18 protein-coding genes and 1 riboswitch are annotated in these 19,976 nt (G+C 45.4%); of the genes, 12 read left to right on the top strand and 6 right to left on the bottom strand.

What is annotated here, in order from left to right:
* Positions 1-6 precede the first annotated feature (6 nt).
* The 3 genes from MUG84_RS12140 (at position 7) to MUG84_RS12130 (ending at position 3,276) form a co-directional block, all read left to right on the top strand.
* Positions 7-1,452 (top strand): ABC transporter substrate-binding protein, encoded by a 1,446-nt coding sequence (locus tag MUG84_RS12140; RefSeq protein WP_244725278.1) that lies wholly within the window; start codon positions 7-9, stop codon positions 1,450-1,452.
* An 87-nt stretch (positions 1,453-1,539) separates the two neighbouring features.
* The gene (locus MUG84_RS12135; RefSeq protein WP_244725277.1) at positions 1,540-2,430 is read left to right on the top strand and encodes a carbohydrate ABC transporter permease; all 891 of its coding nucleotides are present in this window, start codon (positions 1,540-1,542) and stop codon (positions 2,428-2,430) included.
* A 12-nt stretch (positions 2,431-2,442) separates the two neighbouring features.
* Positions 2,443-3,276, top strand: a complete 834-nt coding sequence (locus tag MUG84_RS12130; protein ID WP_244725276.1) for a carbohydrate ABC transporter permease — start codon at positions 2,443-2,445, stop codon at positions 3,274-3,276.
* 201 nt (positions 3,277-3,477) lie between these two features.
* Here the strand turns inward: MUG84_RS12130 and MUG84_RS12125 are convergent, their stop codons facing one another.
* Positions 3,478-4,008 (bottom strand): DUF1697 domain-containing protein, encoded by a 531-nt coding sequence (locus MUG84_RS12125; protein WP_244725275.1) that lies wholly within the window; start codon positions 4,006-4,008, stop codon positions 3,478-3,480.
* A gap of 206 nt (positions 4,009-4,214) precedes the next feature.
* Here MUG84_RS12125 and MUG84_RS12120 point away from each other — a divergent pair, with 206 nt between their 5' ends.
* The 7 genes from MUG84_RS12120 (at position 4,215) to vat(I) (ending at position 10,322) form a co-directional block, all read left to right on the top strand.
* On the top strand, positions 4,215-5,078 hold the full coding sequence (locus MUG84_RS12120; RefSeq protein ID WP_244725274.1) for a sensor histidine kinase: 864 nt from the start codon (positions 4,215-4,217) through the stop codon (positions 5,076-5,078).
* Positions 5,050-5,700, top strand: a complete 651-nt coding sequence (locus MUG84_RS12115) for a response regulator (RefSeq protein ID WP_244725273.1) — start codon at positions 5,050-5,052, stop codon at positions 5,698-5,700. The genes MUG84_RS12120 and MUG84_RS12115 overlap by 29 nt, the downstream gene beginning before the upstream one ends.
* 199 nt (positions 5,701-5,899) lie before the next feature.
* Positions 5,900-7,240 (top strand): right-handed parallel beta-helix repeat-containing protein, encoded by a 1,341-nt coding sequence (locus MUG84_RS12110; protein WP_244725272.1) that lies wholly within the window; start codon positions 5,900-5,902, stop codon positions 7,238-7,240.
* Complete coding sequence (locus MUG84_RS12105) at positions 7,237-7,806, top strand: nitrous oxide reductase accessory protein NosL (protein WP_244725271.1); 570 nt, start codon at positions 7,237-7,239, stop codon at positions 7,804-7,806. The genes MUG84_RS12110 and MUG84_RS12105 overlap by 4 nt, the downstream gene beginning before the upstream one ends.
* A gap of 22 nt (positions 7,807-7,828) precedes the next feature.
* Complete coding sequence (locus tag MUG84_RS12100; RefSeq protein ID WP_244725270.1) at positions 7,829-8,650, top strand: ABC transporter permease; 822 nt, start codon at positions 7,829-7,831, stop codon at positions 8,648-8,650.
* Complete coding sequence (locus tag MUG84_RS12095) at positions 8,643-9,356, top strand: ABC transporter ATP-binding protein (protein ID WP_244725269.1); 714 nt, start codon at positions 8,643-8,645, stop codon at positions 9,354-9,356. Before MUG84_RS12100 ends, MUG84_RS12095 begins: the two co-directional genes overlap by 8 nt.
* A gap of 330 nt (positions 9,357-9,686) precedes the next feature.
* Positions 9,687-10,322, top strand: coding sequence for a streptogramin A O-acetyltransferase Vat(I) (gene vat(I) / locus MUG84_RS12090; RefSeq protein ID WP_244725268.1), 636 nt, complete (start codon positions 9,687-9,689; stop codon positions 10,320-10,322).
* A gap of 55 nt (positions 10,323-10,377) precedes the next feature.
* Here the strand turns inward: vat(I) and MUG84_RS12085 are convergent, their stop codons facing one another.
* Positions 10,378-11,148, bottom strand: a complete 771-nt coding sequence (locus MUG84_RS12085; protein ID WP_244725267.1) for an HAD-IIB family hydrolase — start codon at positions 11,146-11,148, stop codon at positions 10,378-10,380.
* A gap of 87 nt (positions 11,149-11,235) precedes the next feature.
* On the opposite strand from MUG84_RS12085, the gene MUG84_RS12080 reads away from it, so the two are divergent.
* Positions 11,236-11,928: a cyclic nucleotide-binding domain-containing protein gene (locus MUG84_RS12080; protein WP_244725266.1), complete on the top strand. Its 693-nt coding sequence runs from the start codon at positions 11,236-11,238 to the stop codon at positions 11,926-11,928.
* A gap of 60 nt (positions 11,929-11,988) precedes the next feature.
* On the opposite strand, the gene mgtA is transcribed toward MUG84_RS12080, so the two are convergent.
* The 4 genes from mgtA to MUG84_RS12060 all read right to left on the bottom strand — a co-directional run bounded on the left by mgtA (position 11,989) and on the right by MUG84_RS12060 (position 18,705).
* Positions 11,989-14,604 (bottom strand): magnesium-translocating P-type ATPase, encoded by a 2,616-nt coding sequence (mgtA, locus tag MUG84_RS12075; RefSeq protein ID WP_425313220.1) that lies wholly within the window; start codon positions 14,602-14,604, stop codon positions 11,989-11,991.
* A 361-nt stretch (positions 14,605-14,965) separates the two neighbouring features.
* A riboswitch (M-box (ykoK) riboswitch) is annotated at positions 14,966-15,139 on the bottom strand.
* A 178-nt stretch (positions 15,140-15,317) separates the two neighbouring features.
* A complete protein-coding gene (locus tag MUG84_RS12070) occupies positions 15,318-16,490 on the bottom strand; it encodes an epoxide hydrolase family protein (RefSeq protein ID WP_244725264.1) in 1,173 nt (390 codons plus the stop codon).
* Positions 16,491-16,618: 128 nt separating this feature from the next.
* Entirely contained in the window at positions 16,619-18,013 is a 1,395-nt protein-coding gene (locus tag MUG84_RS12065; protein WP_244725263.1) for an MFS transporter, read from the bottom strand.
* 104 nt (positions 18,014-18,117) lie between these two features.
* Positions 18,118-18,705 carry a TetR/AcrR family transcriptional regulator gene (locus MUG84_RS12060; RefSeq protein ID WP_244725262.1) on the bottom strand — a complete coding sequence of 196 codons (588 nt, stop codon included), beginning with the start codon at positions 18,703-18,705 and terminating at the stop codon, positions 18,118-18,120.
* Between the two features lie 358 nt (positions 18,706-19,063).
* On the opposite strand from MUG84_RS12060, the gene MUG84_RS12055 reads away from it, so the two are divergent.
* Entirely contained in the window at positions 19,064-19,975 is a 912-nt protein-coding gene (locus MUG84_RS12055; RefSeq protein WP_244725261.1) for a tyrosine-type recombinase/integrase, read from the top strand.
* Position 19,976 lies beyond the last annotated feature (1 nt).

The raw sequence follows: 19,976 nt of genomic DNA, 5'->3' as shown, positions 1-19,976 counted from the left end.
TTAAAGATGAAGCATTCAAAGAGAAAATGGGCGCTAGCGTCGTCGGCACTGCTGCTGGCCATGACTGTTGGCTGCTCCAGTTCTGGTTCAAGTACAGATACAAGTTCAAGTCCAAAGGACAAGGGCACAGAGCCGGCTCCGGCTCCGGCCAAAGACAGCGGTGACAAAGGTACAACAGCGACAGCCAAGAAAACGATTACGATTACTTATCGTGACGACGGAGCAGGAGAGAAAGGTACGCTGTACAAGTGGATTAAAGATGTGGCTTCCCAATATCCGAATAAGGATGTGGAGATCAAGCCGACACCGATCCAGGCATCGGAAGGAGACTATTTTGCCAAAATCGCGCTCGCTCTCAAGTCCAAGGATACAGCGCCGGATATCGTGACAGAGGATACATTTATGCTGAATTCGGACGCGAGCGCCGGTTTCCTCGAACCGATTGATGACAAGCTGAAAGGCTGGGAGGACTGGACCAACGGCTCGTTTATCGAAGCGATGAAGAAGGGTGTTACTGCTAGTGACGGCAAAGTATATGGCGTACCTTACAATACGGATTCGAGAGGTCTCTGGTATAACAAGGATATTTTCAAAAAAGTCGGCCTTCCGGAAGACTGGCAGCCAAAATCCTGGGATGAAGTTCTGGCTGCTGCCAGAACCATTAAGGAAAAAGCCGGCAGCGATGTCGTACCGATCTGGATGAACCTTGGTAAAGCAACCGGCGAAGCCACATCCATGCAGACGTATGAAATGCTACTGTACGGAACAGGTGAGCGCCTCTATGATGACGCAAGTAAAAAATGGATCACTAAAAGCCAGGGTATCAACGATGCGCTAACCTTTATAGAGACGATCACCAAGGAAAAACTGGGTCCGCCTCTTTCCAAGGTATTGAACGGGCAAGCAGGCAATACGTCAACCCGTGAATATCTGCCAAAAGGAAAGCTTGCGATTTCACTTGATGGTTCTTGGATTACAGGCAACTATCTGGATGAAGGGGCAGCTCCATGGCCTGAGTATAAGGATGTACTTGGTTTTGCGCCAATGCCAACGAGCAAAGGTCAGGCTCCTGGCTCCATCACGCTTGCGGGAGGTTGGGCATTGTCTATACCAGCCAACGCACAGCACAAGGATGAAGCTTGGGACTTTATCAAATTCGCTCTGAACAAGGAAAACACGCAAAAGCTCGTCATGTCATCTGGTAGCATTACGGTACGGGCCGATGTTGCGAAAGATCCGGAATATACCAAAATGCCGTTTAAAGAACTTGCGACGGAATATTTGAAAAATGCCGAATTCAGACCGGCTCAGGACAAATATCCGGAAGTGTCGACGCAAATTCAAACGATGGTTGAATCGGTCGCAACAGGCACATCCGCAGCGGATGCCGCCAAGAAATATGCGCAGGATATTACTCGTATCGTAGGTCAGGATAAAACGTTGGAGAAATAATGCTTCCGGCATGCCCGCGTTTACCCGTTTTGGGTGCGAAGCGCGGGCATGAGGTGTTCTTTTTCCTGGAAGAAAGGAGAGGCATGAATGGGCGGACTTACAGTTTCATCGCCGCAACTCAAACGAAAAAACTTCACTTGGCTTTATTTCCTGTTGCCATCCATCGCTATTATGCTGGTATTTTTCATCTATCCGATTCTGCTGACCTTTTTTTACTCCTTCACCAATCTCGCTTTGACAGGAGAAGCGGCCAAAGAACTGAAGTTTGTCGGACTGAGTAACTATACCCACATGTTTCAGGACCCAACGGTCCGGGTCAGCATCTGGAATACGCTTGTCTTCTTGATCGGATCGGCAGTCATTGGGCAGCAGGTGCTCGGCTTTCTGATTGCGCTCCTCATGAAGCACAAGAAAAAAGTGTTCCGCCGCGTGATCGGCACCGTCGTTCTGGCCGGATGGGTTACACCGGAGATTGTGTGTGCCCTCTGCTTGTACAGCTTTTTCGGCGATGACGGGACATTGAACGCGATAATTACCTTTTTCGGCGTATCTCCCATCACATGGCTGTACACGGTCCCGATGCTAACGGTTATTCTCGCGAATATCTGGCATGGCACCGCCTTTTCCATGCTGGTGTTCCAGGCAGCGCTTGATGATGTGCCGAATGAAATTGAAGAGGCAGCTGTTGTGGATGGTGCTTCACGCTTACAGATTTTGTTCCGAATTACCATTCCATATATTAAGGATACAATCACAACGAATATGATGCTCGTTACCTTGCAAACGCTGGGCGTATTTGGACTCATCTATGCGATGACAGGGGGCGGACCGGGTACCGCGACGACAACCTTGCCGATTTTCATGTATAACCAAGCCTTTGTAAACTACCAGCTTGGCTATGGTACAGCCATCTCGCTGCTGCTGCTACTCATCGGGATTGTACTCAGTCTGTTCTATATCCGTTCGTTAAAAGAGTAAAGGAGATTTCGTATGAATACGAAACAGCGCAAGCTCATCTACCGGATCCTTCCTTATATTATTTTATCGTTCATCGGGATCTGTTTTCTGCTGCCGCTATTATGGGTGCTGGTGGCATCCGTGGATCCGAATGCGATGCAATCCCTAAAAATGCCCAAGCAGTTGACCGCCACGAACTATGTGGATGTGCTCACCAGCCACGAGAATCAGCGTGCTTTTGTGATCGGTCTTCTCATGTCGCTTGGCCAAGCTGTCATTGTCGTTCTGCTCGCGCTATTGGCTGCATATCCGTTATCCCGATATCAGTTGAAATACAAGAAACCGTTTATGCTGACAATTCTATTCATGACTTCGCTGCCTATAACAGCCGTGATGGTGCCGGTATATCAGTTGTTTTTAAGTTTAAAGCTGTATGACAACATTGTAGGTGTCGTGCTCTTTTATGTCGCGTCGGCCATGCCATACGGGATTTGGATGATTAAAAATTTTATGGATTCCGTTCCAGGAGATTTGGAGGAGGCAGCTTGGGTGGATGGCGCTTCGGTCTTCACGGGAATACGAAAAATCATCGCTCCGCTTATGGTGCCAGGCATTTGTACCGTAGCGATTTTCACCTTTTCCGGCAGTTGGGGCAACTTCTTTGTGCCTTACATTTTGCTGCAAAACCCGGAGAAATTCCCTGCTTCCTTGAAGCTTTACCAGTTCTTTGGACAATACGGCATGGTGGATTACGGAAGGCTGGCGGCGTTTTCCGTGCTGTACGCGATGCCTTCGATCGTACTCTATATCCTGTCCCAGCGCTTTATGTCTAAAGGCTTCAGCATGCAGGGGGGAACAAAGGGGTAACATTCCCGGTGGTTGGATTGAATCCCGTACAAAAAAAGACGAACTGGAAAAACAAATCCAGTATCGTCTTTTTTTGTTGCTGACTTTAAGAAACGTTCTGAAGGAGGTTTTGCGGAAAAGAAGAAGGATTGCCCGGCTCGTCTTTTTCCATATGCAGTTTCTTTAGGAAAAAGAAAAATTAATTTGTCGTTAATTTTCCAGTCACTTGACCATGCTCGCCAGCTTTTTCATCGTATTCCAGTTGCGCACCGTGCCTGGTGTGCCAAGTTTGGTTAAACTTGCAACCAGCTTGGATTCGTTAAATTTGTTGCGGGCGAGAAGATACAAATCGGTGCCAATAATCTGATACTCATCAATGCCTCGATCAACTGCAGCCAGACGCTCCATACCTTCGGTAGTTGGAACGTTTAAAAGCATCGACACATGGATGGTTTCACCTTCTTGAAGAATAGCTTCATCATAGGGGCACTGCTGCAAGATCGCCGTAATATCTGCGCTGCTGCGGATGATTACGGGAATGTTCAGTCCGAAAGCGTCGTTGATTTCTTTTTCAATAAGCTGCTTGAGCGCATCGGGCTTCAGCACCGACTTGAGTACGACATTTCCACTTTGGATGTAGGTTTGTACCTGCTCGCACCCGGCGGCTTCCAGAACCTCGCGTAGTTCAGACATTTTGATCTTGTTATGACCGCCGACATTAATGCCGCGGAGTAGTGCTGCGTAAACAGTCATCTTTGTAAGGCTCAGCTCCCATCGGAAAACGTTTATTGTTCTTAATATATCGCATTCGATATCTTTGCAGCAATTAGAGAGGTGAATCGTCACCCTGTCATGATGGCATTTCTCTTTTATAGCCCAATAGAGTCATGTCATAATTCGTAGAAAAAGTTAAGCTATAGCTATACATGACCTATTTTATGGATATAAAGGTGATTCGGATGACGTACAAACAAATAAAATGGATGATTTTGTTTATCCCCACACTGACGGTAGGCATTTGGGAATATGTCAGGCATCAATTTTTGCTGCCCTATATTTCGATGGATATGGGGAATTTCCTCACGCCTCTCATTGTCTACATCGTTAGCGTAACGTTGTTAAACAAGCTTTTTGTGATGCTCGAAAAAAATCAGCAGGAACTGGCAAAGGAACGCTCGGCCAAAGCTGCACTGGAAGCAAGGGAACAACTGGCTAAAGAGCTTCACGACGGCATTGCACAGTCGCTTTTTCTGCTGTCGGTGAAGGTTGACCGGCTTGAATGGAGCGAAGACAAGGAAAGTCAGCTTCAAGAGATCTATAACATTCGTAAAAAAGTTCATGAGGTTAATCGATATGTCCGGCAGGCAATCTCTAATTTAAAGGAAGATGTGGCAGACGTTGAAAGGGCGAACGTAAGTGAATCTCTCGATGTTACATTAGAGAAGATGACGAAAGAAGTCCATGTAGATATCGGCGTGAATTGGGAGATCTCCGATAAAAATTTTACGCCTAAAGAAAAAGTGGAGCTGCTGGCCTGCATACGGGAAGCCGTATTAAATATTGAGAAGCATGCGGAAGCATCCAAGGGCTGGATTCAAGGCGCCGGGGACGAAAAGAACTGGAAAGTGCTGATCAAAGACAATGGCAAAGGTTTTGATGCAGATCCGTTTCAGCTTCGGAACCATTACGGATTAGTGATCTTGAAAGAGCGGGCCGCAGAGATGAATTGGGATTTCCAGCTGAGCCGGGAGGATCATCATACGATTGTGCAGCTGAGCAAGGAGGGGGATCATCGTGCAGAGAACCCGGGTTTTAGTTGTTGATGATCATGCCCATGCGCGCGAAGCGATCTGCGATATATTATCGGCGGATTCGAGTTTTGAGGTCATCGGTGTGGTTGAAAGCGGGCAGCAGGCAATTGATTTTACGGAGAAATGGCTTCCGGATTTGATCTTAATGGACATTCAGATGCCGGTTATGGATGGGCTCGAGACCACCCAGCGGATCAAGCTTTTGTTTCCCTATGTGAAGATTGTGATGATAACCGTATCAGATGACATGCTTCATTTGCTTGAGGCTTTGAAAAGAGGCGCGCAGGGCTATCTACTTAAAAACTTGTCTGCTTCCACATGGATCGAGTATTTGCATTCGATATTGAATGACGAGTCTCCGCTTAACCGTGAGCTGGCTTATCAGATTTTAAATGAAGTGTCGATCCAGGAGAAAAAGGAGCCTGATGTGCGCTTAACGGAAAGGGAACATGATATCCTTTATGGCGTGGCGGCTGGTTGGACGAATAAAAAAATTGCAGAGAACTACTTTATTTCCGAATATACGGTGAAAAATCATCTGAAAAATATACTGCAAAAGCTGCAGGTACAAAATCGGGTTCAGCTGACGAGATATGCGTTGAAACAAGGGATGCTCAGACGGCCGAAAGGATAATAACACCCGACGTTCAATAATACATGTGGAATAGACTTGAGCAAGCAGCCATCCAAGAGGAAGCTGCTTGCTTGGCGATGCGGTGATATTTATCACAAAATGGACACAGGGATACGCGATGATTAGCTAGTTCGGGCTATATAGTTCGAATGGCTTTTTAAGTACAATATGGTCTGTGATCGAATGAGTAAGGGAGGTGATGCTGCTGATCAGAGTGCGGCTCGTTTTTGTTTTTTTCCTGTTGAACCTTATCTGTATCTGGAAACCTGGAACCGGATTGGCTGAGCCAACTCCAACAACGCTCATCCCGCTTCAACCCGTGATTGATCGGGCTCAGGAAGGTGATACCATTCTGTTATCCCCGGGTACGTATCTGGGTCCTGTCACCATTGATAAAAAAATTTCGATCCAAAGCAGCGGCTCCGTAACATTGGTGAACAACACTCAAGAATCTGCAATATCCATTCACGCGAATGGAGTGTTATTACAAGGATTGAACATTGAGCAGAATGGGGACGGCGAGTCCGCCGGTGTTGAACTCCATGCGAACGATGTTCAGCTAAAAGAGCTGGTCATTCATACCAAAGGTTACGGTATTCTTCTGCGTGATTCGAACAGGACATTGATCCAGAACAACCGAATTTCCGGGTTTGAGCAGAATATAGGGAAGCCAGAGCAAAAAGGAAACGGGATCGATCTTTACAATTCTCATGATAACCAGATCCTGGGCAATAAGATTACATCCATGAGAGATGCAATTTATATGGAAAAGGGGCGGAATGAAACCATAAAAGGAAATCAAATATCGTATTCCAGATATGCTATCCATTGCATGTACATAGATGATTCTCTAGTAAGCCATAACGAAGGTGAGCACAATTTTACCGGTGCAATGGTGATGGTAGTCAGGAATACAACCGTTTCGGATAACTCATTCCGGAAGCAAAACGAAAATGTGTATGCGCAGGGTATGCTGCTCTATGATGTGCAAAAATCTGTTATTAAGAGCAATGTCCTCGAGGGAAACCGGGTCGGGATCTATATGGAGAACGCTTCGGATAATCAGTTATCGGATAACGTGCTCCTTCAGAATTTTGTGGGCATTCAAATGATTCAATCGGAACAGAATCTTCTTCAGCATAATGCTTTTGTATCAAATGTTGTTGATACAGCAAACAAAGACAGCAGTAACCAAATTACAGGGAATTATTGGGACTCATTTCAAGGTATAGACATTACAAATGATGGATTCAGTGATATTTCCTATTCCATGAACTCGTTTTATCAAAACGTTATTTCTAGTAATGCGGCTTATCAGCTGTTTTTTCAGTCTCCGGGAATGACCTTTTTAAGCGAAATATTTACTGGGGATCAGAAGCAGGGTACAAGAGACAACGCTCCAATGATGAAAATGGATATCGGAAGAGAAGCGGGCCATGGCCATGCTACGGCGAATGACAACCGTAAGGTTGTCACTATGGGTGTGATGCTGCTTTTAGCGGCTATTTCAACGATAATTATAGGGGGAATTCGAAAATGAAAAAATGGATGCCGGCTGTCATGTTGGCTTTGGGTGTATTGGTCGTAAGTGCCTGTGGGGAGAAAAAATATGAGGCAATCCCGATTAATGAGACGGTTGATATTTGCGCCGTGTGCAAGATGCAGATCAAGGATGATGTCTATGCGACACAATTAACCATGATCGATGGTAAGAATTATAAGTTTGACGATATCGGCTGTATGGAAAAGTGGGAGCATGAGCATGGCAAAGAGCAGTTGGGAATGGATTTCGTCCGAGATTACAACGATAAAACATGGATTGAGCATGATAAGGCGACTTATGTGTATGACCCGTCCATCCGTACATCTATGGCTTACGGGGTGATCAGCTTCAAAGACAAGAAGTCAGCTGAAAAATTCGTTGCCGACCAAGGGGTTGGAACCATTATGAGTGCGAAGGAGCTTGAATCCCATGATTGGCAGCAAAATAAAGAGATGATGAAAATGATGATGGATGAGAAAGGCCACGGCTCAGAAGGAATGAAGGGTATGGATGGCAAGGATGGCAAGGATGGTCACCACAAGGGAGATGCAGGCCACAAGTAATGGATGAACTGGAGATGCGAACATGTCTGACATGATGCAAGTGGCAAAAAGGGAAATCAAAATGGGATTCCGTAATCCATGGGCTTATTCCTTTTTAATCCTTTTCAGTATTTTTAGCCTATGTCTGCTGATCATTAACTCTCAAAACTACGTGCAGGGATATTCCGCGGTGACAGGTTCCATGCTTAGCCTTATATTGTATCTGCTGCCTTTGATGACCTTATTCATCGGTTCGTTCTCCTTAACCTCGGAAAAAGAAGACGGGAACTGGCAGCTGTTGTCCACTTATCCGCTTGGAACGCTGTCCTTTGTGGCGGGAAAATACATTGGGCTTATGGTTGTTTTAATGACGGTAGTGATGTTCGGCTATGGATTGATGGGAGTGCTGAGCGGAATTTTAGGTACTCATTTTCAATTTCAAACCTTTGGTCTGTTTCTGGTTTTTTCGTGCTTGCTGGTGATGTTATTTTTAAGTGTAGCGATGATTGTGGGTTCACTATCCAAAAACCGCTGGCAGGCGCTGACGATTTCGGTGTCGGTATGGTTTTTTGCTGTTATAGGCTGGTCGACGATTTTGCTCTCTACTTTAAGTTTCCTTCCTTACCTATGGATCAAGCCCACGCTAGTTATCTTGACCCTCTTGAATCCGGCTGAGCTGGTTCGGCTTTTTGTCGTCATTCGTTTAGGCGGAGGCTCGATATTGGGACCCGAATATTATGAGTGGGTTGGATGGATCCAGCGTTCAAGCGGAGGGTGGATGTTTGCGGCGGTATGCATGATATGGATGCTATGCTCGCTCGCTATTGTCTATTGGATTTGGGAGAGGGGGCGCTCACGTGGATGAGCCGATCGTACGTGTCGAAGGATTATCTAAACAAATAAAGCAGCAGAGCATCGTGAGCGATATCTCCTTTTCCCTGTCCAAAGGCAGTATATTGGCATTATGCGGCGGTAATGGGGCAGGGAAAAGCACTGTACTACGCATGCTCGCAGGAATCATGCAGCCAACCACGGGAGAAACAATCGTGAACAATATAAGATGGAAGCATAACAGACGGCTGTATTGCCAACAGATTGGTTATATGCCTGACGATTATGCATTCAATCATGGACTTACGGCTGAAGAAACCATGTCCTTTTGGGCTTCGCTCCGGAAAGTTCATAAGAAAAGAGTAGGCGAGGTATTGGCCATGGTCGGACTGGAGAACGTCAGGAAAAAACGGGTCACCACCTTTTCCAAAGGGATGCGCCAGCGTGTGATGATGGCCCAAGCGATGTTGGCAAAGCCGCTCCTGCTTATCATGGATGAACCGACAAACGGCTTAGATCCATTCTGGACCCGGGAATTTATCAAGCTGCTGAAGCAGCTTAAACAAGATGGCAGCACGATCGTATTTTCCACGCATCAGCTGGAAGCAGCCGAGAATGCGGCCGATACAGTCATTTTTCTGAATCATGGACGCAATGTCGGAGAAGGTTCTGTTGATTCGTTCTTGGATCGGTATGAGAACCTGTACGCGGCCTTTAACGATTGTCTTGGATTAGAGTGAGTGAAGAAAACATACCAGCTTGGGAATTGCTTTCACAACAAGCCTATGGTAAGGTTGAATCAACCAGTTATGAAAGGGTGAACAAAAGCCAATGATCTACTAATCCTGTCTTTACGAAAAATCGTCTTTTTGCGATGTTTTCCGGATAGGATTGGTGTGGGCTTTTTATATACAAGAAGAAGGGCTCTTTCGTATGAAGATGTTCGTCTTTTTGTGGTACGCCTGCCTCCTGTCCAGACACCGGATAGGAGGTTTTTTAGTTGCAAATTCCAAAAATTCGTTTAAACAACCTGAAATGACGAACCATACGATCAAAGGAGAGGTTATACAATGACTGGACCGAATCCCAATGCGAAATACCCTTTGCCTGGAAATACTAACGTACAGTTTATTAAAAACACCATTACAAAAGCGAACATCATCGCTGGGGAATATTCGTATTACGATGCCTTGAATGGCGAATCATTTGAGGATCAGGTACTGTATCATTATGAAGTTATCGGTACCAAATTGATTATCGGCAAATTTTGCTCCATCGCACCGGAAACAAGGTTCATGATGGATGGCGGTAACCATCGAATGGATGGCTCGACTTTTCCGTTCAACATCTTCGGGCACGGATGGGAGAAGCACACGCCTACTTTGGAGCAGCTCCCGATTAAAGGAGACACAATTGTTGGAAACGATGTCTGGATCGGTAGACGGGCAACTATCATGCCAGGAGTATATATTGGCGACGGGGCCATCATTAGTGCGGAGGCTGTCGTTGTTAAGGATGTGGAACCGTATACCATCGTCGGCGGGAATCCGGCCAGGGAAATACGGAAACGCTTTTCGCCGGAGGTCATAGAAGAGTTATTGGACATTAAATGGTGGGATTTCGATATTAAAGTCATTGAACAATATATAGATGCCATTGTAAGCGGAGATATGGTGAAGCTTAGAAAAATAAAGCAGCATTCCTAATTTCGGCAGATGATCAAAAGGTAACTCTCTATATAGAGGTTACCTTTTTGAGTTCTTAATGCTTCATACATTCATTTTGTTTACAAAAAGCAAGCAATCTTTCAGCAATAAGCGCTTCATCCGCTGGACTTTGCTCCGTCGCAAAGCTTCCCAGCTCTTTATGGCTTCCAATCATGACAGATGTGTGGGCATGCTGGAACATCGTTAAATCATTCGCATCATTTCCGAAAGCCACATAGGATTGGTCTTCCAGTCCCAGCTTCTTCAGTCCGCTCCACTTATCGATCTCTCGTGGGCTGATATCCAGAATGGCTTCGTTTCCATGCTGATGCACGACGACCGGCAATGCCGAGAGCTTGTCCAATATCAGCTGATGTTCGGCGCCTTGGATTTCGAGCAAAACGATCTTAATAATAGTCCCCATCGAAGCCAAAGGAATCAAGTTTGCCCGCTTCTCTGGATCAACATTGCGTCTGATCGGATGATCTTCACTACCGGTATAGGCATAATCCCATTCGCTGTCGATCAAGTATTTCAGATCATGCTCTTCAATAATCGTAAGAAGCTGATTCTTCACATCTTCTTCAAAATGAACGGTTGAAATGATATTCTTATCTTTAGCGACAAATGCACCGTTCCCACCAACCATCGGATAAGCATGCATATGCGTGGGAAGAACAGGGAGCAGATCACGAATCGGGCGTGCAGAAGCAAAAATAACGTCATGTCCGTGCCGCGTCAACTCGTCCAATGCTTTTACGATAACGCTGCTGAGTGCTTTTCCCTGAAAACAAATCGTACCATCCAGATCAAACACGAATTTCATATCGCACATCCTTGCTGTTTTTGATTTTATCATAAGCGGCCATAGGAGCAAAGAAAAGGACGGATGTCCTGAAAGGACAACTCTATTATGAAAATCATCCATGATACTCCACTTTTGCAATCTAAAATGCAGAAATTCGACATTCGAAATCTGTTTACATCACCAGATGGCATTCCTTTCGAGCTGCGCTGCTATGAGGAAGAAGAGCTAGTGCTGCAAGAAGGCGAACAGATGGATGCCATTTTGTTTCTTGTGGAAGGCAAAGTGAAAATTTCATCCAGCGTGCAGACAGGAAAAGCGCTGCTTCTTCGTTTTTGCGAGCCATTTGCGATCATCGGAGACATCGAGCTCATTCAAAAAGTTCCCGTACAATCCCAGGTTGAAGCTGTTGGCCTAACGTGTTGTGTCGCGGTGCCTTTTACATACATAAATAATCATCTTATAAGTGATCCGAAGTTCCTGATGTCCTTGCTGAGGCATGTCACATATAAACTTCAGACTTGCACAACGGCGTCGCGCGTAAACTTATTAGCCTCGGTCGAAAACCGTTTTGCCAGTTATCTGATGACCACGCTGCAGGAGGAAAATGAATTCGGCAAGGAAATTCGAACGACGAACACGCAGGAAATCGCAGATTTGATTGGCACGACATTCAGGCATTTAAATCGGGTTATTTTAAAATTGTCCGAGCAGGGGATCATCCGTAGGGAAGGGGATACTGTTCTGATATTAGATCAACAGCGGCTTACAGATCTTTCGCAGGGTCTTCGCTATGAATAAATCCATATAAATATGAAGAAAAAAATGCCTAGCCTGAATATCAGGCCGGGCATTTGTATTTTAGAGCCATTCTTGAAACTTGCGGATATACCATTTTTTGATCGTCTGTGTCAGGAAGCAGTAGCCAAGCAGAATGCCAGCAAGCCAAGGGAAGTAGGAGAGCGGCAATGGCTGCAGTCCTACACTGGCCCCGAAAGCACTGAATGGAATGTAGATTCCGACAATGATGATGATGCTCGTCAACAGAAGTACAGGCAAGCTGGCTCTGCTTTGAATAAATGGTATCTTTTCTGTACGAATCATGTGTACGATCAAGGTTTGCGACAGGAGACCTTCAATAAACCAACCGGATTGGAATAAAGACTGGGTGGCAGGTGTGTTTGCCGCAAAAATGAAATACATCAAAAAGAAAGTGGCATAATCGAAAATCGAGCTGATTGGGCCGATAAACAGCATGAATCTTCCTACAGATTTGGCATCCCATTTTCTAGGTTTTCTCAGGAATTCTTCATCCATGCGATCCCATGGGATCGAAAGCTGAGAAATGTCGTAAAACAAGTTCTGAATGAGTAAATGAATTGGAAGCATAGGAAGAAACGGCAGAAAGACGCTTGAGCCCATGACGCTAAATACATTACCGAAGTTTGAACTGGCAGTCATTTTGATATATTTAATAATATTGCCAAACGTCAACCGTCCTTCAATTACGCCGGACTCGAGAACCATCAAGCTTTTTTCCAACAAAATGATGTCTGCAGACTCTTTGGCAATATCAACCGCTGTGTCGACCGAAATGCCGACATCCGCATCCCGTAGTGAAGCAGCATCATTAATTCCATCTCCCATAAACCCTACGGTATGACCTTTGGATTGCAGCGCTCTGACAATTCTGGATTTTTGCATTGGATTCAGTTTGGCAAATACGGTCGTCTGTTCCGCCAAATCGGCAAGCTCTTTTTCGTTCAAATGATCAATCTCACTGCCGAGCACGATTCGATCCACATGCAGACCGACATCTTTGCATACTTTACGCGTTACCGCAGCATTATCACCAGTTAGTACTTTAATATCCACGCCATTACGCTTTAAAGCCTGAATTGCAGTTTTGGATGTTTCTTTAGGCGGATCAATAAATCCGACATAACCGACAAGCGTAAGTTCAGACTCGTCTTGCTTGCCATATGACTCTGCCTTGGGTGAAACGGTTTTGATCGCAACGGCAATGACACGCTGTCCTTCGTTGTTCAGTTCATGCACCATTTGCTTGGCTTTATGGGCGAGCTGAGGCGTTAACTCCAGCGTCTCTCCTTGATCCAGCACATGGGTGCACACGTTGATAATTTCCTCAATCGCTCCTTTGCAAATCAGAACATGGCCGTTACCGCTTTTCTCCAGAACGACGGACATTCTGCGGCGGTTAAAGTCAAAAGGAATCTCATCGATTTTCGTAAATTTTTTTTCTGCTCCAAGCACCTCTGTCAGCTCTACATGCTCCAATACGGCAACATCCAATAAATTTTTAAGTCCTGTTTGATGAAAGCTGTTCAAATAAGCATACTCGAGTACCTTCAGATCTTCATCCCCATGAACATTCATATATTTTTCGAGAATGATTTTATCTTGGGTGAGCGTTCCTGTTTTATCCGTACACAGGATGTTCATCGCTCCAAAATTTTGAATTGCGTTTAACCGTTTAACGACAACTTTATTGCGGGACATGACGCCAGCGCCTTTGGCCAGATTAGTCGTCACGATGACAGGGAGCATTTCTGGAGTAAGACCCACTGCAACCGAAAGCCCGAACAGGAGAGCATCCCACCAGTCACCTTTGGTAAAACCGTTGATAAAGAAAATAATAGGGACCATGATCAGCATGAAACGGATGAGAACGAACGTTACACTGTTCACGCCCTTTTCAAAGCTTGTGATCGGACGCTTGCCGGTTAATGTTTTGGCCATGGAACCGAAATAGGTGGAAGCACCCGTAGATATGACAACAGCTGTAGCCGAACCGCTGATGATATTTGTACCCATGTAACAGATGTTTCCAAGTTCAAGTGCGTTTGCTGTCCGCGGACGCGTTGTTTTCATCGATCTGTGATTGGCCCACTGAGATTCTTCCTTTTCTACAGGCAGTGCTTCACCGGTAAGGGCAGATTCACTGACGAAAAGATCCTTGGACAACAGCAGTCTGACATCTGCCGGAACCAAATCGCCTGCCGACAGATGGACAATATCACCAGGCACCAGCTCCTGCATATCAATTTCCTCTTTGGATCCATTACGGGTAACGGTCGTGGTGGTTCTAACCATCTCCTTTAGTTTTTCAACGGTTCGAATGGATCGGAATTCCTGGGTGAACGTAATTAGAACACTGACCGTAACCATGGTGCTGATTACAAGCACACCCGTAAGATCATCCGTAAAATAAGAGAAAATATCCAGCGCGAGCAGGATGAGAATGAAGGGACTCTTAAAGCTGCTAAGCAGCTGGACGTACCAAGCAGGCGGCTTTTCGTGCGCAATTTGATTATCTCCGAACTGATCGCGTTTTTCCTTGACATCCGCATCACTCAAACCAGCATTTGACGATCCAAGCTCGGTAAGAAGATCTTCTGCAAGGCAATAAGATGAATCAATGAGACGCTCACTGATCTCTCTATTGGTTTGTTCCATTGTTTTGTTGTTTTTCATGGCTCATTCCTCCACCTTCGTATTTAGACACAAAAAAACTCTCCCTGGAAGGAGAGCCGATGGCTTCGGAACTCGTTATTTACTGGATACTACCGGACGTAAACGCACTTAAATAAACCTGTCCGAATACAATATTTGGACAAATTTGGAAAGTTGTTCACGCGGGGTGATCCAGAAAACGAGTTCCTGCTCTTCACAGGACATTGTCGGTTAAATATAGTTCTTTGCCTATGGGGACTACTGTCCATGTGAATAATCACCCCTTTCAAAATAAAATCAAAAATCCCTCCAGGATTTCGCCTAGAGGGATCACATAAAAAGCGCGCCAAAAAAAGCACTCTTCACCGGTTCCCCCTAGTCGAGCTTTAGCACTATACAACGTAAAGAGATGCATGTTCCCTTAGCCACCTTAAGAAAAGCCTTAATCCGGCAATTCCTGTTCTACCCATTGGCATCTTTCGATGTTTCCGGGCAGTGGCCTCTGTTTGTATAGGAGCCTCACCGAACGAGGTCATATGTTTTACAGGGAAATAGTACACCGATACGTTTGAAAATGTCAACAGCTTTTTTTCATAAAACAAGTTATTCATGATCGAAGGGAAAGGTGACTTCGGAAAGATAGCGATATGCGGAAATATGACCGAGTGAAATAAAATCAAGCAGACGTGCATGTTGGCATCGTTTAATACGCTAATTTACCTAAAACGTCGGAAGCATGTCTTAATATCTGCAGATAACAAGTCGGGAGCCTCTATGGCTGCAAAGTGACCGCCGCAGTCGAACTCACTCCAGTGCACAATATTATACTGTCTCTCAGCGAGACGCCGTACCGGAAGGAATAAGTCATATGAAAAAACGGCTATTCCTATTGGTACGGAGCAAGGTTTTTTCTGTCTTTTAATAGTGGCCGACTCGTAATGAAGCCTGGAAGAAGATGCGGCAGTTCCCGAGAGCCAATATAACATTACATTCGTAAGCAAAAGATCTCTATCAATTGATCGAATCGGATCCGACCACTCGGTGAACTTCTCAGCGATCCAAGCCAGCTGTCCGACAGGCGAATCGGTGAGCCCATAGGCTAAGGTTTGAGGCCGAGTTGATTGAATAACCTTATGGCCCGCTGGCGCAGCTAAATAGCTTTCCAATTTTGCAATCCTAGCCTTATCCTCTTCGGATAGGTCGCTAAGGTCTCCGGACGGTGCCATTGGCAGAAAGTTCAAGTGAATGCCGCAAATATGATCGGGTGCCTGTTGCCCCATATTGAGTGCAACTACGGATCCGAAATCACCACCATGTACAGCGTAATTGTCATAACCCAATCGGTCCATTAACTGTATCCATGCTCGAGCGATACGATGTACATCCCATCCAGTCTCATTTGTGGGTCCGGAAAAACCATAACCCGGCATAGACGGAATAACAAGATGAAAGGCATCGCTCGGATTGCCGCCATAAGTTCGCGGGTTGGTTAACAGATCAATCACATTCAAGAACTCCAAGATTGAACCAGGCCAGCCGTGGTTAAGAATAAGGGGCATCGCATCCGGTTCGGGCGACCGAACATGCAAGAAATGTACATTTGTACCGTCAATCGTAATGGTAAACTGCGGGTACTCATTCAATTGTTTCTCATGCTTACGCCAGTCGTACGAGTTGCGCCAATATTCCACTAACTCCTTCATATATTCAAGTGATACTCCATATTTACCTACTGTGCCCGGCAGCTCGTCAGGCCAACGGGTGCGGGTCAGACGAGCCTGCAGATCATCGAGATCACTTTGAGGGATAGTGATCCGGAATGGCCGGATCGAGGTATCTGTGAGTTCGACGCTGTTTGTTGCCAGTGGTTTTGACATTTTCGATTCCATGATTGAAACGCCTCCTAGTATTTGAAGTATAATTACCGGTCACAAAACGGCTATCGTCGCTAGCGAGGAACACAATTACACCCGCGGTGTCAAGGGGCTGGGCAATTCTTCCCAATGTTCCCATCTCCTTAATTTTGATTTGCAGAAGATTTTATAGAAACGCCTGAATTCCTTGTGCGGAATTGCAAGCGGTAGAACAATAAGATACCTACATGCAGTACGGCAAGTACGAGATACGTATTGCTGAACAGAGAACTGTCAGAATCGGAATGCAGAGGATTCCAACTTACCGATGAACTTTGCGTAGCTACCAATCCGTACACGCTGGTGGCGACTCCTTGGGCAATAAAGCTGATCATTGAGTATAATCCCATCCCTACACCTACCTGATCTTTCGAGAGCGTTCTTGAGGATGTATTGGACATTGCAATTTGTATGAAAGATTGTCCTACGTTACCGAAGATCAGAAACAATGAAATCCATAGTGGCGAGATGGTCCCCGTAAAGATGGACAGCAAGACAAAGCAAGTAATAATGGAGCTAGAAGCAACGGAGAACAGATAAGTATTGCTCTTTAGATCCGCTAGTTTCCCGCCTTTTCTTCCTAGAATGGAAGAAGCGATTGCCGCTGGGACCATTGCGAAACCGATCCAATTGGAATCCAGGTGATAAACCTGCGCAAACAGAATCGGCGTTAAGATGAATAAGGATGTTCCGATGCTGGCGATGAGAAAAGCCAGTGTCTGCGCAATAGTATACGCTTTGTTTTGAAACAGCCTAGGTTGAATGAACGGTTCTTTGGCCGTCTGGGTTCTGACAATGAAGAGGAGCAGAGTCACCAAGCCTGCAATCAAGTACCACCAGGTTTGATTTGTAACTCCAAGCAGAAGTAAGGAAATCGTAGAAGCGAGAAGACCTCCGCCAAGCCAATCGAATGTTTTGGGAGCACCTTTTGGTTCATCCTCCAAATATTTTCGATACAGAGGAAGAAGCGCTAACATCAGCAGGGGAGGGAGAAAAAGCCAGTGCCAGTTCAAATAGCTGACGACAATCCCGGATATGACGGGAGCTAATGCGCTTCCAAGTGCAATCCCGACGGTTGACATGCTGATTGCGGAGCCTCTTTTCTCAGGTGCAAAATAGCGTACGGGGATGATCAGAGAAATGGCTGGAACCACCGATGCCCCTGCAGATTGCAGGCACCTTGCGAGAAGTGCGATACCGAATGTTTGGGAAGCAAGCCCGATGAGAGATCCCGCCGCAAAAAGTGTCATTCCGAATGTGAGCAGACTCTTCAGTTGGAATCTGTCCGCCAGTTTCCCATAAGTCACGGTTCCAAAAGCATAGATAAGCGTATAAGAGGATGTCAGCCAACTTACCTGAGCAAGGGTGAGATGGAACTCTTCGCTGATTTGTGGTAGCACAACATTAAACATAAGAGCGCTCATCGATGAAATCATGCAGGTAAACATCATTAATCGCATTAAAATCTGACCTTTTTTCTGTCTAGAATCTGTAAACATGGCGGATCGCTCCTTCTAAAAAGTGTGTGCAAGTACATACTTGCATTAAGTGGAAAAGAAAAGCTCCTATTCGGAGCAGTCTCTACGAGGAATCATTACAAAAACTAGGGGGTTAATGCTTTGGTGAATATACGTACGCTTTCTTCAATAAATTCGTTCAATGAGTCTTCCGAGTTCGCTTCATTCTCGTGAAGTCTGCTGATGAACGCGCCGTAATTCATCCACATGAACGACATTGCCTGCATTTGAGGATTTGTAACGATGACTTTGCCTTGTTCAGACATGGACACCAGATAATTGGACAACAGGTTTTTCAAATGCTTAGGGCTGCGAGCAGCTTCCTGAAGAACCGCATTAGGGAGATTACTGCTTCCTTTTAGAGCTATTGAAATTAATTTTTTGTTCTGATTCATGATCTTATGGTACGTTCGGCTGAGCGTAAGAAGGTCCTCGTACAGATTCCCATTAAGACCATCACTAAAAAGCTTTGTCATCTCATTTGCATAATGAAAACGATTGAACGCGGCCTCAAGCATGTTCTCTTTCGTTCCGAAATGCCGAAATATGGTGACTTCGTTCACTCCTGCAGCAAGGGCGATTTCCTTGGTGGTCGTACCGTCATAACCTTTTTCAGCCATGAGGTCGATGGTTGCCTTCAAAATTTTATCGCTTGTAGTTTGATTAGTGCTCATGAAATCACCTCGTTTTAATGCAAGTACTTACTTTCATATTTGATGATATCCTTGTTTAAGTACATTGTCAATAACGACTTAACTCCGAATTAATTCAAAAACTGTGACTCATAAATACGAACTAATTGGCTTACTTCGAGGCGAATGTTATAGAAGTTCGTATTTAAATGTTACTGGACAATATCCCCAAAAAAAAGGCCGATATGATACAATAAAAGAACTCCCAAAAAACTGCGCATAACATAAATTATACGCAGTTTTGCTTCAGATCGATTTAAATGTCGATTCAGGACGAGTTATACAGCCTTTAGTTAGGCATTTTTTAATCATTGAACATCATTTCGAGGAGGACTGCCGGATGAGTGACGTGAAAGACAGCTATGAGGAATATACGGAAGCATTTCTGATCTGGTTGAAGGATGCCGGATATACTTCGCACACCCAAAAATCCTACCTTGGAGATGTATCCCAATTTCTCGATTCGATCGGAGATAAAGAGCTTGAGCAGGTTAAAAAAATCCATGTGATGTCCTATCTGTCCTCCGTCAGGGAACAGGGCGTAAGTGATGCGACAAGAAACCGGAAGCATGCGGCTGTCAACTGCTTTTTCAAAGCGCTGATGGAGCTCGAAATGTTGACTGTCAATCCGGCGGCAGGCATTAAGAAATCCAAAACGGAAAAGAACCGTACGCCTGTTTATTTGGATGAGCAGCAGCTGCCGCGTTTTCTCGAAAGCGTAGAAGGGAAATATCGCTCTCGCAACCTCGCGGTATTTTTGCTGATGGCTTATATGGGTCTTCGGGTTGGAGAGGTACACACATTAAACCTGACGGATTATAATAGAGAGCGGCGTACGCTTGACGTGTATGGCAAAGGCAGGAAGTGGAGAACGCTCCCGGTGCCTGAAGCGGTAGGAATGATGCTGGACCGGGCGATCCAGGAACGGATCACGCCTTGGCTTAAGAAGGAAGATGCGCTTTTTATTTCGCAAAAGGGACAGCGGATCTCAATCCGCAACATCCAGCAAATTGCCGCAGATACTTTTGAACGTTACCAATCGGAACTGCCGCAGCGGCAGCGCCTCCCGTATTCGAGCCATAAGCTCCGCCATTCCTTCGCCACGATGCTTCTGCGCAAGGGTGCGGATCTTAGAACGGTACAGGAACTGCTAGGACACTCGTCCATTCAGACGACAACTGTATATACACATGTCACCAGCAAAGAAAAAGAAGAGGCCATTTCGCGACTTGAGGTTGTGCTGCCTTTTTAAA

This window comes from Paenibacillus mangrovi (assembly GCF_022898935.1).
GTDB classification, from domain to species: Bacteria; Bacillota; Bacilli; order Paenibacillales; family Paenibacillaceae; genus Paenibacillus_AQ; species Paenibacillus_AQ mangrovi.
The sequence above is the reverse complement of the archived record's forward strand: the minus strand, read 5'-3'. Positions and strand labels throughout refer to the sequence as shown.

Excerpts from the sequence above, each read along its gene's own strand:
- MUG84_RS12140 (WP_244725278.1), top strand. The coding sequence starts at position 7 with ATGAAGCATTCAAAGAGAAAATGGGCGCTAGCGTCGTCGGCACTGCTG.
- MUG84_RS12135 (WP_244725277.1), top strand. The coding sequence starts at position 1,540 with ATGGGCGGACTTACAGTTTCATCGCCGCAACTCAAACGAAAAAACTTC.
- MUG84_RS12130 (WP_244725276.1), top strand. The coding sequence starts at position 2,443 with ATGAATACGAAACAGCGCAAGCTCATCTACCGGATCCTTCCTTATATT.
- MUG84_RS12125 (WP_244725275.1), bottom strand. The coding sequence starts at position 4,008 with ATGACTGTTTACGCAGCACTACTCCGCGGCATTAATGTCGGCGGTCAT.
- MUG84_RS12120 (WP_244725274.1), top strand. The coding sequence starts at position 4,215 with ATGACGTACAAACAAATAAAATGGATGATTTTGTTTATCCCCACACTG.
- MUG84_RS12110 (WP_244725272.1), top strand. The coding sequence starts at position 5,900 with ATGCTGCTGATCAGAGTGCGGCTCGTTTTTGTTTTTTTCCTGTTGAAC.
- MUG84_RS12105 (WP_244725271.1), top strand. The coding sequence starts at position 7,237 with ATGAAAAAATGGATGCCGGCTGTCATGTTGGCTTTGGGTGTATTGGTC.
- MUG84_RS12100 (WP_244725270.1), top strand. The coding sequence starts at position 7,829 with ATGTCTGACATGATGCAAGTGGCAAAAAGGGAAATCAAAATGGGATTC.
- MUG84_RS12085 (WP_244725267.1), bottom strand. The coding sequence starts at position 11,148 with ATGAAATTCGTGTTTGATCTGGATGGTACGATTTGTTTTCAGGGAAAA.
- MUG84_RS12080 (WP_244725266.1), top strand. The coding sequence starts at position 11,236 with ATGAAAATCATCCATGATACTCCACTTTTGCAATCTAAAATGCAGAAA.
- mgtA (WP_425313220.1), bottom strand. The coding sequence starts at position 14,604 with ATGGAACAAACCAATAGAGAGATCAGTGAGCGTCTCATTGATTCATCT.
- MUG84_RS12070 (WP_244725264.1), bottom strand. The coding sequence starts at position 16,490 with ATGGAATCGAAAATGTCAAAACCACTGGCAACAAACAGCGTCGAACTC.
- MUG84_RS12065 (WP_244725263.1), bottom strand. The coding sequence starts at position 18,013 with ATGTTTACAGATTCTAGACAGAAAAAAGGTCAGATTTTAATGCGATTA.
- MUG84_RS12060 (WP_244725262.1), bottom strand. The coding sequence starts at position 18,705 with ATGAGCACTAATCAAACTACAAGCGATAAAATTTTGAAGGCAACCATC.
- MUG84_RS12055 (WP_244725261.1), top strand. The coding sequence starts at position 19,064 with ATGAGTGACGTGAAAGACAGCTATGAGGAATATACGGAAGCATTTCTG.